Below are 15,900 nucleotides of genomic sequence, written 5' to 3' on the forward strand. Positions count from 1 at the left end.
GGAGCAGATTATAAATAAGCCGTTATGTGTAATAACCCTACAAATCTGTGCACGAAATGTCGGATCAATCGATTACGCTTCTGATATTCTATTGATGAGGGGAGGTTATGACAATGGGCATGCTTGAACAAATGAATGCAGCATTAACCTATATAGAAAAGAATTTGACTAATGATATAGATTTTAAGGAAGTGGCAAGAATTGCCTGCTGCTCAGAATATCATTTTAAAAGAATGTTTTCTTTCCTGGCTGGTGTTCCGCTATCGGAATATATCCGACGCAGGCGCCTCACCCTGGCAGCCTTTGAGCTAAAGAATAGCGACTTAAAAGTAATTGATGTTGCCATCAAGTATGGCTACAATTCGCCTGATTCCTTTGCAAGAGCTTTTCAAGGTCTACATGGGGTAAAACCCACAGAAGCAAGGAATAATGGCCAATCTCTAAAGGCATACCCGCCCATGACCTTTCAGTTATCAATCAAAGGAGGAAGCGAATTGAACTATCGAATTGTAGAAAAAGAAGCATTTCATATAGTTGGTATGAAGAAACGAGTGCCTATTATTTTTAACGGAGTTAATCCGGAGATTGCAGCTATGTGGAAAAGTTTAAATCAAGATATAATTACGAAACTCAAGAACCTTTCTAATGTAGAGCCTTTGGGGCTACTTAGTGCATCCACTAACTTTTCTGAAGGCCGAATGGAGGAAAAAGGGGAACTTGATCATTATATAGGTGTGGCTACAACGGAGGAAGCTCCAGATGACTTTGCCCAACTTAATGTTCCTGCCTTAACCTGGGCTGTCTTTGAAGCGGTGGGCCCTTTTCCCAATACGTTACAAGACGTTTGGGGAAGAATCTATTCGGAATGGTTTCCTTCAGTTGGATATCAGGCTGAAGAAGGACCTGAGATATTATGGAATGAGCATAAGGATGTGACTTCTCCCAACTTTAGAAGTGAAATTTGGATTCCAGTAAAGAAATGCTAATAGCTTCAGTAAAAAGGTTAGGAGTTGATTTCATGCACAACAGTGTAGCCTGAGATTTTTACCACATTGTAGAACTGGCAGCGGCCTATCCCATAGCCATTGCAGAGTTTTGCGATGACATCTGCTATCCAGGAATATGAAATCTATGTTAAGCACTTACTTAGGGTAGAATAATCGGATTTGAAAAAATCATATTTATATACGTGAAGTGAAAATTTGTAGCGTGGCTTAATTGCTTCAGTGGTTCAACGGCGGCTTTGAAATCACATTTCGGGCCGCTATTTTTTATTTTAAAGAGGATTAGGTCACCGAAAGCATATTATAAAGCTTCAGTAGGCGGATATCTTCTCGTGAAACCTTAAGCTGATGGATAAGAGTTTCATCTTCTTTTAATATCTTTTTGGAAAAAAAGCATTTTGACTGCGATCGGCATCATAGGCCGTGAAGAAATTCCAAAGAATAGACCCCATTTTGTATTTGAATCTAGAAAAGATGCTAAAATGCTAATGGTTACCTGTTCCATGGGCGTATCCTGGTTTTTCATATATATATTCGTCAGGGCGTCATAATGCTCTATGTATCCCCAATAGGTATTTTCGCAGTTTTGATAATTGTCATAATCCTTAAAGTTCATGTACATCATGATTTTATATCTTGACTCTCCGGATTCTGATAAAACATCAAAGACACATCGCACAAGCTGGTTTGATCGTCCGTCAAAAACATAAGAGTAAAACTGGGAAATGCCGTTGAAAAATGCCGGGTTTTTTCCTTTAGTAGATATGGCTGTCCGTTCCGGCCTGCAGTAAAGAAGTTGTTCCACATGCACCTGGAGAGCGTTGGCAATATCATATAATGTAACAATATCCAGCACAATTTCTCCTTTTTCATACTTGGATACGGTTGCTTTACTTTTAGAAATAATCTGGGCCAGCTCTGCTATGGTCATCTTTCTCATTTTGCGGAAGTTCCTAACTCTTTTTCCGATTTCAATATTAATTTCCGACATAGAGCCTCCGTGAAAAGTTTATTTAAAATAGACTAATTGGTTAATATGTGAAATTAAATATAATAATTAATTTATTATAACTTTATTATTGTAAATTTTCTACTTTAAATAGAAAAACAGCAAAAAATGTCTATTTTAAAGAAACTTGTACTGCTTTGATGCTGGACGATTCTACAAGTAAAATTAGTGTAATTAAATGCAGCTGCACAAAAAACAAAAAGGAAGTTGAGATTATGTACAAGTTTGACGAGATTATTGACAGAAGAAATACTAATGCAATGAATACAGATGGTTTTCGCCAATATATCTTCCACGCAGATGATTCTATGACATTTCCTTACGCAGATGAGGAATTTATTAGAATGTGGGTTGCTGATATGGAGTTTGCAACACCACAGGTAATCATTGACGCAATCAAAGAGCGGCTGGACAAAAGAATATTCGGCTATACCCGTATTTTTTCTGATAGCTATTATCATGCTTTTGTGAATTGGTGCATTAGGAGATATGGTTGGAGTTTTGAACGAAAACACATGGTAATGTCTAATGGTATTATACCTGCCCTATATGAACTTGTTGAGTATATCTGTAAACCAGATGAAAAAGTTATTTTTTTAACCCCGTCCTATGCATATTTCAAATATGCGGCAGATTTTAATCATCGGGAGAGTGTATGTTCAGACCTAATAGATAATAACGGTTGTTACAGTATTGATTTCGATGATTTTGAACGTAAAGCGGCTGACGAAAAAACAACCCTTTTCATTCTGTGTAATCCACACAATCCTACCGGCCGGGTTTGGACCGAAGATGAACTTAGTAGGTTAGGCGATATATGTATCAGAAACAACCTGTGGATTATCTCAGATGAGATCCATTGTGATCTTTTGAGGTTGGGTAAAAATCATATTCCGTTAGCCAAAGTATTCCCTGAGTATGAAAAAATAGTTACTTGCATGGCTCCGAGCAAAACATTTAATATGGCTGGGCTGATGCTTTCAAATGTTATTATACCGAATGAAAAATTAAGAAAAACTTGGCTGGCAAGACATTACAATTTTGACAATCCCTTAAGTGTTGCAGGTGCCCAAGCTGCATATGAAAAGGGAGAACCCTGGTTAGAAGAACTGAGGGTTTATCTGGATGACAATTTTGTTTTTACCAGAGATTATCTAGCAGAGAATTTGCCAAAGGCTGTTTTAGAAATTTCAGAAGCAACGTACCTTGCATGGGTAAATGTAAGTGCTTATTTTAGCAAAGACGAGAACCTTCCAATGTTTTTTGCCTATAAGGCAGGTGTTTTGTTAGAGGGCGGGAATATGTTCGTACAGAATTCAGACTGCTTTATCAGATTAAATCTTGCTTGCCCCAGATCTGTCTTGGCTGAAGGTCTGAAAAGAATATGTGATGCAATTAATAAGCAAGAAGGAACTGCTGAATCAGATAATTATGCTGAAAATGTAGAGTGAGAATGAATATATATGACGAAGAAATGTATTGTTTTGGGGAGATTTTTAGAGGTGGTTGCAATGTTTAAAATGAATTTGTCTTACCCTAACAAAAGGACGGCTTTTATAATACTAATCGTCTTAATTACATTGATATTAGCCAAGTTTCATTTAAAAGATTTATATCTTAATCTCAAATCTGGTGAGGTTGAAGGTTTAAAGGATATTTATATTGGCTTCATTAATGATGAGAATTCTAATGGTGACAGTTTAATATCGGCTAGTCAATATAAAATTCAAGCATCTTACATAGGTAATAATTTATATGTTGTAAGAGTATCGGATAAACAGACAATAAAGAAGCTATTTTTGGTGGAAGCCTCTTTTAGTAAAGATAAATGGTACAAAGAAGGTCTTGATGCTTTAAATTTAAGTTATTCAATAGTGCCTTTAACAACATCTTCAAAATATAAATTACCTTGGGAAAGATAAACCTATTTCTCAAAGCTTATAAGTACGCGGTCTCTTACCTGGTTTGCCAAGAGCCTTGTGTATAATGTCGATAATGTCATCAAGCTTCTCCCTTGCTTCGTTAAGCAAGGAGCAGTCAGTGGGAAAACGTATATCTGCTGGTGCTCAGGTTGCTCCTCAGCATTGCCCTATCCTCCCGACGGTAAGAGCCATTATAAGCCTATCCAATTCTACAAGGAAACAATCCAATTCCACAAAAATCTGTACACTCCCCAGGTGGTGGCTAGGATGGGCTTAAAATCGCTTGGGAATTTTAGAGTCGTCTTTTTTAGGGAGTGTATATAAACTAAGAATGCCTCAATAAAAAAGATTACTATAATCTAGATAGTAATCTTTCACCTTTATTCAATTTTAATTTCTATGTTATGCGAATGTGCGTCTGTTCATAGTGTCGACAGCAGAGCCGTGTTTTCGTCTCTCAAATGTTCAGAGAGTATCAGCCAATCTAAGGTATAGCGGACAAATGAATATTTCCAAATCCTGTTCAGTACCTATTTCCCTGCAAAGAGAAACAGTACGTTTTCCAAACCTTTTTCAAGGCGCAGTGAACCAACTACGTTTTTATATCCCTCATTCAATATGGTATCCAGTACGATGATATCCGGCTTTTCCGTTATGGCCTTTTTTATACATTCTTCCCTATCCACGGCCCCTACTACTGTATATCCTCTTGTTTCAAGGGCCTCAATCAATGTCTTCAGGGTCGACTCATTTTCGTCTACTACAAGCACCTTTTTCTTTGAATTGCCCTGATATATAAGTACTTGTATTTCCCTTAACAATTCTTCAAAATTTATAGGCTTTGTAAGATATCTGTCCACTCCAATATGATAACCTCTTTCCTTGTCTTCTATTATTGAGAGTATTATAATAGGTATATTCACGGTTATCGGATTATTCTTTAATACTGCAGCTACATCAAAACCATTCATTTGGGGCATCATAACATCAAGTACTATTAAATCCGGTATATTCTTCTTGACTTCGTCTATTGCTTCAATACCATCCCTCGCTTCTCTAATGGAATAGCCGGCAGCTTCAAGTTCCTGTCTTAAAAGAGATCTTATATTAACATCGTCATCAACTACTAAAATATTTTCCTTGTTTTTATTAAAGCCTGGAACCAAGGGTAATACTCGGTCTCTCATCTCTTTAATCAAAGTATTTACATTTAACTTATTTGCGGTAGCTTTCTTAAAGGGCAGTGGTATTGAAAATGAAAAATTGCTACCTTTGTTTATTTCGCTTTCTACCGATATCTTTCCACCATGCTGCTCCACAATTTGCTTGCATATCGATAGTCCAAGGCCTGTACCCTTCGGTTTATCAGTCAGGGTATCTCCAACCTGTTTGAATTTTTCAAATACCTTTTCCAAGTCTTCTGGAGCAATACCTATACCCGTGTCTATTACACTTATTACCAATTGTTTATCAAGTCTTTTAACCCTGCAGGTTACCGAACCGATGTCGGTAAATTTAACTGCATTGGATATAAGATTAATTACTGTCTGAATTAGTCTATCCTTATCACCCATTATCTGAGGTAGGTCATTTTCAACATCTTTTATTAATTCAAGGTTATTTTTTTCAAAGAGGGAAGAAGTAGCGGCAGTTGCCCTGTCAATTACTTCTTCTATAGAGAGAAGCTCCATTTTCCAATCTATTTTGCCCGCTTCCATTTTTGAAAGGTCCAGCACGTCATTGATAAGATTTGTTAGCCTTTTGCTTTCGGATATGATAACATCCACATTATCTCCAACCTGCCTGACAGTTCTATTGTTCTTCTTGTCGCTTACATCGATCTGCGGGAAGACAACTTCATCCAGCTTTTTCTTTATGATCTTGGAGAAGCCCAAAACTGATGTAAGAGGAGTTCTTAATTCGTGAGAAACAGTAGATAAAAAGTCCGATTTCATCCTGTCTAATTCCTGAAGACGTTTATTTTCTTCTACGGATATTTTGGCCTCGTACTTTATATGAACAATGCAGCCTCCGGCTTCATTTTCCCCGTTGTATACAGCTTTAGCCCTGCTCCTGCAGTTGTCATAACCACATGCGCCGCAGTTGAGTTCATCTTCAATTGTATGCTTTCCGTCCTGTTCCAGAATATACTTTATTTCATCTTCACCCGGCTCTTTTCTCTCATAGTGGTTATTTTGCCATTGTCTGATAAAAACATTTTCCTTTATCAGATTGTCAACAATATGAAGCCATTCTCTAAATTTAGGAGCTTCTTTTGTATTTTTTTCAGTAATAGAATAATTCCTTTGCCCTATTTCACTATTAGAGCTCTTAAATCTTCTCTGTGTATAATCTGAAATAATACTCCTGGCTTCCCAAAAATCACATTCAACTCCCATGGCTTTGCCTACAGTACAGCCTTCACAGTACAATATATCCGTCAATAAAGGGTATCCGCTTATGTTTGTATTTTCGGTTTTTTTTCGGGCCATATTTTCCAGGAAACTTACACTTCTGTCTTCCCCTTCAATTATCAGATAGTCCTTACTGATTGGGTCAAATTCCTTGTCCTTTAAAAACAATTTCATTGCATTTGTCAGGCCTCCTGAAACAGGAAAGCCTGCACCGTAAAAGGATTGGATGCCGTCAAATTTTTCATCTTGCAATTCTGAGGGTATGATATTATTTTTATCTATTAAATTAATCAGTTCTTCAAAAGTCAGTTCTTCATCAAATAAGGATAGCTGTTCATCTAGTAATTCCGATTTCTTTGCTGTACATGGAGCAGCACCAATGATTGCCAGATCTTCATTATGCCAGTGTTTGACTATTACAGCTTGGGCAGCCATAGGGCTTAAAACAGGTATAAAGTTTTCTATAAGTGCCGGTGTATGTTTCTCAACAAAGTTCATAATGGCTGGGCAGGGGCTGGTTATAAGATGTGCATTTTCTCTTCCTTTTTTATTTAGTTGTTCAGCAATGTAGTTAATACAAACTTTTGTAACTACATCAGCACCAAAGCTTGACTCATATACCAGCGCAAAACCAAGTTTTTTTAAAGCGCTGCAAAACTGTTCCGGTGTACAATGATATTTCTTATGGGCTAATATAACATAGGAAGGTGCTAATATTATAGCCGTTACTCGCTGTGATTTTATTTGCTCAGCATTTTCAATACTCGTTCTGTATTTCTTGGCGTTTTTGCTGCAAATTTTAACACAGGCTCCACAAGCTATACAGCTCTCTTTAATGATCTCCGATTTTCCATCCTGCACTTTTATTGACTTGGTTCTACATACTCTGAGGCATGCTGAACATGCCTGGCATAGCTCTTTATCAGTATATACAATTCCATTAAGCACTGTTAATAACCACCTCTCATGCTATGAATCATCTATAGCCCCAGAACTTCTCTTGCTTTTTCAACTATTTCGTCCGGGTCAAAAGGTTTGGTCATATAAATATCAGCGCCCACTTCATTGCCCTTTTGCTTATCAAATTCCTGGCCCTTTGCAGTTAAGAGTACAATATATGAATCTATGGACAGTTGTTTTTTTACTATGTCACATACTTGAAACCCGTTCATCTTAGGCATCATGACATCAAGAAGAATTAACTCGGGTAATTCATCTTTTATTACTTTGAGAGCGTCTTCGCCATTCTCCTCAACCAATAATTCAACCCCTTCGTCTTCCAGTTCCTCCAATGTTTGCTCCAGGAGTATTCTTATATGGGGTTCATCATCAACAATTAAAATCTTAGCCATGATACACTCTCCTTAAATAGAATTATTTAAATATTATGTCTTCTTTTAATGGGGTATTCTGCCGGGTATTTATCCTCCATTTGCCATTTAAAGCAGTCATAGTAATCTATTTGTTCCTGGGAGACGGGATACCTACCACATGAGAAATAATTCCAGTACGGACTGTTATAAACCAGACATTTATTTTCGTCACTATCCAGCATTGGACAGCTGATTTTAATACAGCATTTTACACACCCCGCGCAGTCGTACTCACCATGTTCCCATTTCGGTGAGATTTTTAATTTAGTCCGGTCAGGACCCTTCATCGGAGGAGATGACAGAGGTTGAGAAAACATACTTCTATATTTGTGGTCCGATAACCAGAAGTATATAATGCGGTACATCTGTTTATTCAATGGGTAAAAATATTTAATATGTCTCCAGAATGCAAAATCACCAAAGAAATAATAGGATGGAATGGGAGCGAGTAAATATGTAGCTATTCCACCTGTTAAAGCTGCCAATGCAAGCGTTATATAATACAAAATTCTGACAAAAGACCATTTAATCCTTTGAGTCAAAGTATACATTACAGATTTCCCCTTAAATATTAAGTATGAGTTATGATGTTCCAAAGTCCAAGAACACCCAACCAGTTACCAATTAAAAAGTGATTTATACTGACGCCGACTAAAGTCTTATGCCTTACAAACATCCATCCCCAAAGCAGCCCGCCTAGGATAGCTGCTATCCCAAGTTCTATGGACTCATGAATATGGAATACTCCAAATAATGAGGATGTCAATACTATTGCCCACAACCAGTTCAGAGGGCCTACCAGGAATCTTTGAATGGAGTTTTGCAGTATACCCCTGCATAAAAATTCCTGCAGAGGTGCAACTATAATATATGTAAGGTAATCCCATCCAACATATCTCCAGGACATTACAGGTTCACCTTGAAATGAGGGCAGATTATTTACAAGGTATACCTTTAATCCGGCTAAAGCAGCCATTAACACTGCACTAATAATAAGTGATTCAATTATTGATTTTTTTGTATTTTTTGTTGTTATACCAAAGCTCTCTAGAGGAAGTTTGCTTCGAAATACCAGCCAGACATTGGTTAATACGAAGGCAATCTCAATTGCCCGACTGATAGCATACATCTCTTTAGCTCCAACATCAGTGTTGTTCAATAAAGTAATCAGAAGTGTATATAAGCTAACCATAAGAACTACGGAAATAAATATATTTCCAAACTCCATTCTGGTTTTTATTGATTTGCTGAGTTCATCCTGTTTATCCTTCAAATCCTCTATGGTTTCTTTTAATTTAGCAAATAACCTGGCATTTTCAATGGCTGCAGCTATCTGATAGGCCAGGGTGGATAACAGCTTTAAGTCACCTGCAGAATAGTCTGCTGACTCCCTGCTGCTTACAATGATTACACCTAATACTTTGTCTTTTATGGCTAAAGGAGCACACATTAGAGAATTAACCTTAATCTTTTCTTCAATATATCTTTTGTCTGATGGGAAATTATTAATAACTTCTCCTTTGTTGTTGTTTAAAGTACTATCAATAATTAAGCGGCAAGTCTTTGCTACTTCCAATGAATAATCTTCATTTTGAGATGAGGATAATACTTTTTTACCTTCATCTTCGATAAGAATTATTGATATATCTCCGTACTTAATAAGCCTTTTGGATTCCTCAATTAAAAATCGAGCAACTTCTAGAGGTTCTGGATTGCTAGCTAACTGTTCAGTTACATTAAAATAGAAATTTACCTCCCTATACTTTTCCAGCAACTCTTGGCCAAGAGCCTTTTTTTCATACTCTATAGTAATCCAGAATGAAAGCAGGTCAGCTATAATATAAACTCTTTTTTCTCCACAAATACTGCCGACTATAGAGTCATTACATTTCACGGCATATTCATATGGTAGGCTGTCGCTGCTTCCAAACAGGAATTTTCCCCTGGTGTCCTTGATACAGATAGGCGATCCCAATATTTTTTCAGTGTTTGTTATAAATTCCTTAAACCCACTTTTTGATATGATTTTTTTAAGTGTGACCTTAATCATATTCAATATTCCCCTAAAAATTATTGGACTTTAATATTTTCAACCGATTTAGCAGATTCACAAGAATATGGCTGCGTAAAATACTCTTTCCAATAATTGCAGTACCTGCCCAAAATATTACATGACTTGTTATATACAAAGCAGAACAGCATATAATCTTTGTCTTAAGGTCAAGATGCAAGAATGGGATTATAAAAACAAAACCATATACAATATACGAAACAATTATTAGTAGCAGTGCAGTCTTATTGGATTTTAAAATACTAATAAAGGTCCCTCCTAAATACACCCACGGCAACGTCAATCAGCTCAAACAACGGTATTTTTAAAATACCATCACCCCATATGACGATTTCTCTGTCGGTTTTAACATTGTTAAATACCTCTTCATCGGAAAGCTCCGCAAAGCGGGCGGTCATTAATTTGGCCGATAAATCCACTGTGATGCTGCTTCCGGTATTAAGCTGTATCAGCAGCCTATAGCCCTCCAAAGGCGTAACAGCATGAATGTATCCCATCAAAGCACCCCCTTATGTATTTTGCAAAAAAAAACCTGCTTTATTGATATAATAAAAACGAATTTTATTTTCCGCCCCAATCGAAAGTATAGTTTTTTACTATCTTTATTCAAGAATCCCCGCCAGCTTGCTTCGGCGGTCGATGCCCAGCTTGGAAAATACGGTATGTAGGTGGAATTTGACGGTAGCTTCTGTGATAAACAGGGTTGATGCGATTTCTCTGTTGCTCATACCTTTGGCAGCAAGTGTGGCCACCTCCATCTCCCGTTCCGTCAGGCCGTAGGGCAGCGTTTCGCTTTCTGAGCTGAGACGTATCAGGAGTTTCCAGTTATCACCGATCACCTGTCCATTTGTCGTAATTTCCTCAGGCATCTTCTTGCCCAGCTCAGAGAAAGCTTTCTCGACCAAATCCCCCAGCATCCATTTGAATTCCATGAAAGGGAGATAGATTCCGTCGGGTACGGAACTGGCAAGAGCTTCCCGTACATAGGAAAAAGCCTCTTTTTGCCGTCCTGTTTTGAAATAGCCCACCGCCGCAATAAGGTACATGTACTGCTCCACCATAAGATAGCCCAACTCCTTGCATTCGACAATGGCTGCCTCCGCCGTTCCCAGCAGACGTACATATTCTTTCTCCTGTAAAAGGATACCAAGGTGGTAATAGCTCAAATAAATCCTGACCCATGATGGCCCATCGGGGAAGGCTGCTCTACCATCCCGAATCCATTTTGGAATCAATTCAATCAGGCCCAGCCACATATAAAAATCCGTCTGCAGCAATTGCATAACAATCGGGCATATAGCATCCTTCCCCACTGTTTGCTCCAGTTTTTTGATGTATTGAGATAAGTCGTTATTTCTACCGCGTTTTACTGCCAACTGCGCCATCAAATTAACCGTTCCTGTCCTCACTGACCACTGACCGCTTCCTTCAGCCAAATAGGCAGCCTTGTGGCAAAGTATCTCAGCCTCGGAAAGACATCCTTGGTAGAGAGCCGACTCGGCCTTTAGCAGCTCATCGGCACCGCTTTTGACGCCTGTGAGGACATAAAACAGTTGTACCACGTTGGAAAGGGCCTGTATTTCCTGGTCCAATCGGCCAGGCCTTTTATGGAAAAATATCATCAGCGGCAATCCAAAGGCGAAGGGCTCTACAGCAGTAAGTGTCCGGCATCTGCCGCCGATCATTTCAGCCGCTTTTTGGAGTATGGGTTCCATCTTTTCAATATCGGGAAACTCCATGTAGGCGGAAACCAGCAGCCATTCGCCCAGCAGGGTCTTTTGCTCGGTTTCGTCCGCTATTTCACCTATAATGTCCTTAATCTCCTGCATCAGTATGCTTGCCTGTTCTCGCTTATCTGCGCCAATGAATGCATAAGCAATGCGCAGCAGCGATATGGGATATTTACATTTGATTTCCATAGGACAATGGTCCAAAAGTTTATTTGCCAACTGTGTAAAGGGTATGCCGTCGATACGTGCCAGGGTCAGTCCGTTCAACGGCAGGGATAGGATTGCCTCATAATCCTTCACTTTAAAGAAACAGGAAAGAGCGTGCACTGTATCTCCATTACTTGCGTACCATCTACCAGCCCTGCCATAACAGTTGATATTTGTCTGGGTATCCGCTGCTTGGAGCCTTCTAAGCAGCATTTCCCGCAATAAGGCGTGAGGCACATAACGCCGCTCGTCACCCTCATAGCGGACAAATGGTGTTTCTTCCAGCAATTGAAATATATTTTCCGGCAGGGGGTCTGTCTGAAGCAAAAAGCTGATTTGCTCAATGGTTGTACCGGAAAAGGGTGCCATATGAAAAAAAAGATTTTTCCCCTGGCTGCTCATGTTTTCCCATACGATGTTTTCCATAAGCTGGAGCACGCTCAAGCCCGGAGAAAGACCTTCTCCTCTCTGCATCTGCAGTGCGGTGAGATAAAGTGCCACTATCCAGCCCTCGGTGTAATCATAAAGCTGTCTGGCTTCAACTTCTGACACGGCAATACCGCAAAGCCGGCAATAACGCCGCACATCTTCTAGGCCCAAACGCAGGTCATTTGTTTGGATGTGATGGACACCCGCTTGCTCAAAAAAGGAAAGGAGAAAAGGGCGGGACGTTTGAGTGATGATGACGACATGTAATCCCGGTCCGGCATATGAAAGTAATGCTGACAAAACGGTCCGGGGAAGCTCCTTTTGCAAAAACTGAAAATCGTCCAGTACCAACACTGATTGCGTATCGCAGTGGAGACTGCTGATTATCTGAGCAATTTCCCAGGCAGATAGCAACTTGGGAAAACCGGCGGAGAGCAGCTGCTTTCCAGTTTCCGGGTCGATACGCCCAAGCTCCCGACATAGCCTATCCCAGGAGATTTCGGGAGCATCCTCCGCTGCGCTCCACCAATACAGGTGTGCACCACCGGGTAGGTTGTTCATGAGAAAATCCTTCACCGCCGTAGTCTTGCCGTAGCCGGAAGGTGCTTCTACCACCGTCACCGGCACGGATAGAATATCCTTTAGTTTTTTTAGAAGCCTTGGAGAATAATAATGAATACTTGATTGAAAAGCTTTCTTTTCGCTCATAATGTCATCTCCTTGTTTGTGATCTTTTTCTAAATCGAGAAATGTTACCTTCTGATATATCCGTCTGCTAATCAATTACATTGAAACTCTTAAAAAACTGTAATATTCAATCGACTTATTATGTTATAAATTTCGGAGTATATTTGATGCGATTGGCTGCCCAATAGGATCAACGAGAGTACTATAGCTAAAGGAAAAATTGCAAGAAGAGTTTTAAACTAATTGACTGAAGTTTTACATTTTCATAGGGAGGTACAGAGTAGACCCTTCTATAAATGCTACAATAAAAGTGAGCCCTTATACGAAAGTGCACCCCAATTGTTGGACACAGTGATAATCATTTAGTAGATGAAAGGGGTTCAGAGAAGGGGATAAAAGGCCGAAAACTAAAACACTATTCAGGGGGATTTTAAGGTTAGTGCTGTTGAGAAGTGCTTATCAATCATATGGATCTACGAAAGACAGCATGAAAATATGATGTAACCCAGAAGATGATTCAAACCTGGATGTGTTTGTATCTTGAAAAAGGTAAGGAATACCTCAGACTTTTAATGAAAATAAGGGCCGTTACGGTTACGGTCGAATAACTGCAGAGGTAAGGAAGAAAGGCATAATTATCAACCATAAAACAGTACTTAAACTAATGCATGAATCAAACCTGTACAGTTCAGTTAGTGGCTCATCTATTTTCTGGCGATTGGCTCAGTTTTTTCTTGACAATCGCATCCCTTCTTAAATATATGTGTATAGATTACATATCTTCTTTTGTATATAGCTTACTTTTTTATTTTTAATATATTATACCTAAAGTCATAGGCCTTCTACAAGGGAAGCCAGAAGCAAGCCCTTGTTGTTGCCAATACTGGAGATACACCCCAAAGAATTTATAACCTCATTTTACTAATAAAGTTAGGTTTCTCCAGATATAATTATTTTATGTATTCTGGACTAAAACCTATTGCAACTGCCCTGTACTCCTTATATATATTTTTGACCATATCTCCCTGCTGCTCATTTTCACATAGCACGGATATAATAACTTCTCCCGAAGGGTTTCCGTACTTAACTTTTCTTTTTTTATTTATTCGTTTGTCTACTATATATCCTATGAGACCACCAATAATTAGAGCAATAAGACCCATTGCTATGGATCCAATTGTCATAAGGGAGCCATAGATAACACCAAATAACATTCCAATGGAAGAAAAAATTGCAATTCCGTCAATTAGACTTAACCCATCATTTTGATACATGGAGTCTAATAATCTTTGTCTTGAGGGTAGACATGGGTCGAGGGTAATAAGTTTTAATCTTTCTCCGCGGAAACCTTTTTCTTTGAGTTCTTTTATTCCCAGTTCTAAAATTAGATCTGGTTTAAAAAGTCCATACATCCAGTACATTTTATAGCTCCCTGTGAATAAACAAATTTTCCTTCGGTTACTATATTTTTACCTAACTGGGGGGTTATTATTTGGGTAATAGAAAACAAATTAGAATTCATCGAATGGGCATGTCAACAATAAATGTTGCAGTTCAACATAATAAGAGTCCGTGGCTCAGTGCTTGGTGGTCTGCTGCCTTACCAGGCCTGGGACATTTATGTTTAGGTAATTACTTTAAGGGATTAACTTTGATGTCCTGGGAGATGCTATTAAACTTTAAAGCTAAAATAAATCTTGGAATACTGTACACTTTTGTTGGTGAATTTCAAAAAGCCAAAGAGGTAATACAATTAAATTGGGCTATTTTTTATGGCGTAGTTTTTTGCTTTGCAATTTTTGATGCTTACAAGACTTGTGTGGAGTATAATACTTTATCTTTTTTAGAGAAAAAACAGAAAAGGCATTATATTAAATTTTTTAATTTATCACCATATGGAGTTAACTATTTAAGTCGATACAACCCATGGTCATCACTTATATGGTCAGCTTTACTTACAGGATTTGGGCATCTTTATACCTCCAAAGCTTTAAAGGGTATAATTTTGTTTGGCTGGATGGTTGCAATCATAATTTTTTCAAAAATAAACCATGCAATCATATACACCCTAATCGGGGAATTTGAAAGAGTTAACAAAGTGCTAGACTACCAATGGTTACTTTTTTTTCCTTCAATTTACGTATTTGCTATGTGGGATTCCTATAACGATGCAGTAGAAATGAATAAATTGTATACAGATGATGTTAAAAACAGATTAACTAAAATTGCATTAGAATAATTATATAAACCTTTGTATTAGAATTTTTTCAATAGCCCTTTGGACTTTTAAAAAAATTAAATCAACTACAAATTCTGGGAAGGTAGTAGGGTAGTAGAAGCCCAAATAAAAAAGCCGTATAGCAAAAGCTATACGGCTTAGGTATCAATTGTTAGTTTATACTACCAGTTGTTGCGGGGTCTGAAGCAATCACGGCAGTATACGGGTTTATCACCACGGGGTTGGAAAGGAACTTGGGTTTCTTTTCCACAAGCAGAACAAATTGTATCAAACATTTGACGCTCTCTACGGTTAAAACCACCGTTACCTCTATTGTTTTGAGCCTTACGGGCGGCACGGCACTCAGGGCAACGACCGGGTTCGTTGGTGAAACCCTTTTCTGCGTAGAATTCTTGCTCAGAAGCAGTAAAAGCAAAATCAACGCCACAATCTTTACAGGTTAAAGTTTTGTCTTGGTACATGGAAAAACCTCCTCAAATAATTGCCCGTGCTAGGGAATAACAGTTTTCAAAAAATTCCCCTCAGCCAGTGGCAATAGAGAAAGTTCACCGTATATCCAAGCATTTTTCGAGCTGATTGTATTATACATCAAAAATAAAAGGTTTTGCAAGATAACATAAGTTTTTATTTAATAAATAAAAAATGAAAATAGTAGTAATTTTTTTGCAGGTTGGTGCATAGACTAATTGGGTAACTACTTGAAAGGGGGAAGAGGATGAATAAAGAATTGATAAATGAGATATTAGATAGTATTGGCTTAGAAAGCATATTACTAGAGAACGAACAGAGATGTCTGAAGGAATCAATGGCAATCA

At 38.3% G+C, this 15,900-nt stretch carries 14 protein-coding genes; 5 read left to right on the forward strand and 9 right to left on the reverse strand.

The window, feature by feature from the left end; all coding sequences use genetic code 11:
- Positions 1-113 precede the first annotated feature (113 nt).
- Positions 114-986: an AraC family transcriptional regulator gene (locus tag ACYQ03_RS05255; protein ID WP_459908139.1), complete on the forward strand. Its 873-nt coding sequence runs from the start codon at positions 114-116 to the stop codon at positions 984-986.
- A gap of 379 nt (positions 987-1,365) precedes the next feature.
- On the opposite strand, the gene ACYQ03_RS05260 is transcribed toward ACYQ03_RS05255, so the two are convergent.
- Positions 1,366-1,995: a helix-turn-helix domain-containing protein gene (locus ACYQ03_RS05260; protein ID WP_459908141.1), complete on the reverse strand. Its 630-nt coding sequence runs from the start codon at positions 1,993-1,995 to the stop codon at positions 1,366-1,368.
- Between the two features lie 233 nt (positions 1,996-2,228).
- On the opposite strand from ACYQ03_RS05260, the gene ACYQ03_RS05265 reads away from it, so the two are divergent.
- Positions 2,229-3,464 (forward strand): MalY/PatB family protein, encoded by a 1,236-nt coding sequence (locus ACYQ03_RS05265; RefSeq protein ID WP_459908143.1) that lies wholly within the window; start codon positions 2,229-2,231, stop codon positions 3,462-3,464.
- A gap of 60 nt (positions 3,465-3,524) precedes the next feature.
- On the forward strand, positions 3,525-3,935 hold the full coding sequence (locus ACYQ03_RS05270) for a hypothetical protein (protein WP_459908145.1): 411 nt from the start codon (positions 3,525-3,527) through the stop codon (positions 3,933-3,935).
- A 530-nt stretch (positions 3,936-4,465) separates the two neighbouring features.
- On the opposite strand, the gene ACYQ03_RS05275 is transcribed toward ACYQ03_RS05270, so the two are convergent.
- The 6 genes from ACYQ03_RS05275 to ACYQ03_RS05300 all read right to left on the reverse strand — a co-directional run bounded on the left by ACYQ03_RS05275 (position 4,466) and on the right by ACYQ03_RS05300 (position 12,867).
- Positions 4,466-7,297 (reverse strand): [Fe-Fe] hydrogenase large subunit C-terminal domain-containing protein, encoded by a 2,832-nt coding sequence (locus tag ACYQ03_RS05275; RefSeq protein ID WP_459908147.1) that lies wholly within the window; start codon positions 7,295-7,297, stop codon positions 4,466-4,468.
- A gap of 32 nt (positions 7,298-7,329) precedes the next feature.
- Positions 7,330-7,701, reverse strand: coding sequence for a response regulator transcription factor (locus ACYQ03_RS05280; RefSeq protein WP_459908149.1), 372 nt, complete (start codon positions 7,699-7,701; stop codon positions 7,330-7,332).
- A 592-nt stretch (positions 7,702-8,293) separates the two neighbouring features.
- A complete protein-coding gene (locus ACYQ03_RS05285) occupies positions 8,294-9,772 on the reverse strand; it encodes a GAF domain-containing protein (protein ID WP_459908151.1) in 1,479 nt (492 codons plus the stop codon).
- Between the two features lie 13 nt (positions 9,773-9,785).
- Positions 9,786-10,061, reverse strand: a complete 276-nt coding sequence (locus ACYQ03_RS05290) for a transporter suffix domain-containing protein (protein ID WP_459908153.1) — start codon at positions 10,059-10,061, stop codon at positions 9,786-9,788.
- Complete coding sequence (locus tag ACYQ03_RS05295) at positions 10,036-10,290, reverse strand: DUF2442 domain-containing protein (RefSeq protein ID WP_459908154.1); 255 nt, start codon at positions 10,288-10,290, stop codon at positions 10,036-10,038. Before ACYQ03_RS05295 ends, ACYQ03_RS05290 begins: the two co-directional genes overlap by 26 nt.
- Positions 10,291-10,395: 105 nt before the next feature.
- A complete protein-coding gene (locus ACYQ03_RS05300; protein WP_459908155.1) occupies positions 10,396-12,867 on the reverse strand; it encodes a LuxR C-terminal-related transcriptional regulator in 2,472 nt (823 codons plus the stop codon).
- A 535-nt stretch (positions 12,868-13,402) separates the two neighbouring features.
- On the opposite strand from ACYQ03_RS05300, the gene ACYQ03_RS05305 reads away from it, so the two are divergent.
- Positions 13,403-13,603 carry an IS3 family transposase gene (locus tag ACYQ03_RS05305; protein ID WP_459908767.1) on the forward strand — a complete coding sequence of 67 codons (201 nt, stop codon included), beginning with the start codon at positions 13,403-13,405 and terminating at the stop codon, positions 13,601-13,603.
- A gap of 193 nt (positions 13,604-13,796) precedes the next feature.
- Here the strand turns inward: ACYQ03_RS05305 and ACYQ03_RS05310 are convergent, their stop codons facing one another.
- Positions 13,797-14,267: a hypothetical protein gene (locus ACYQ03_RS05310; protein ID WP_459908157.1), complete on the reverse strand. Its 471-nt coding sequence runs from the start codon at positions 14,265-14,267 to the stop codon at positions 13,797-13,799.
- A 71-nt stretch (positions 14,268-14,338) separates the two neighbouring features.
- On the opposite strand from ACYQ03_RS05310, the gene ACYQ03_RS05315 reads away from it, so the two are divergent.
- Positions 14,339-15,085, forward strand: coding sequence for a hypothetical protein (locus ACYQ03_RS05315; protein ID WP_459908159.1), 747 nt, complete (start codon positions 14,339-14,341; stop codon positions 15,083-15,085).
- Positions 15,086-15,246: 161 nt separating this feature from the next.
- Here the strand turns inward: ACYQ03_RS05315 and ACYQ03_RS05320 are convergent, their stop codons facing one another.
- A complete protein-coding gene (locus ACYQ03_RS05320) occupies positions 15,247-15,546 on the reverse strand; it encodes a zinc-ribbon domain containing protein (RefSeq protein ID WP_459908161.1) in 300 nt (99 codons plus the stop codon).
- Positions 15,547-15,900: the final 354 nt, after the last annotated feature.

The sequence above is a fragment of the Desulfotomaculum defluvii genome, from assembly GCF_054657375.1.

Bases quoted from the DNA above. Each gene is read 5' to 3' on its own strand.
- ACYQ03_RS05255 (WP_459908139.1), top strand. From the start codon at position 114: ATGGGCATGCTTGAACAAATGAATGCAGCATTAACCTATATAGAAAAG.
- ACYQ03_RS05260 (WP_459908141.1), bottom strand. From the start codon at position 1,995: ATGTCGGAAATTAATATTGAAATCGGAAAAAGAGTTAGGAACTTCCGC.
- ACYQ03_RS05265 (WP_459908143.1), top strand. From the start codon at position 2,229: ATGTACAAGTTTGACGAGATTATTGACAGAAGAAATACTAATGCAATG.
- ACYQ03_RS05270 (WP_459908145.1), top strand. From the start codon at position 3,525: ATGTTTAAAATGAATTTGTCTTACCCTAACAAAAGGACGGCTTTTATA.
- ACYQ03_RS05280 (WP_459908149.1), bottom strand. From the start codon at position 7,701: ATGGCTAAGATTTTAATTGTTGATGATGAACCCCATATAAGAATACTC.
- ACYQ03_RS05285 (WP_459908151.1), bottom strand. From the start codon at position 9,772: ATGATTAAGGTCACACTTAAAAAAATCATATCAAAAAGTGGGTTTAAG.
- ACYQ03_RS05295 (WP_459908154.1), bottom strand. From the start codon at position 10,290: ATGGGATACATTCATGCTGTTACGCCTTTGGAGGGCTATAGGCTGCTG.
- ACYQ03_RS05300 (WP_459908155.1), bottom strand. From the start codon at position 12,867: ATGAGCGAAAAGAAAGCTTTTCAATCAAGTATTCATTATTATTCTCCA.
- ACYQ03_RS05310 (WP_459908157.1), bottom strand. From the start codon at position 14,267: ATGTACTGGATGTATGGACTTTTTAAACCAGATCTAATTTTAGAACTG.
- ACYQ03_RS05320 (WP_459908161.1), bottom strand. From the start codon at position 15,546: ATGTACCAAGACAAAACTTTAACCTGTAAAGATTGTGGCGTTGATTTT.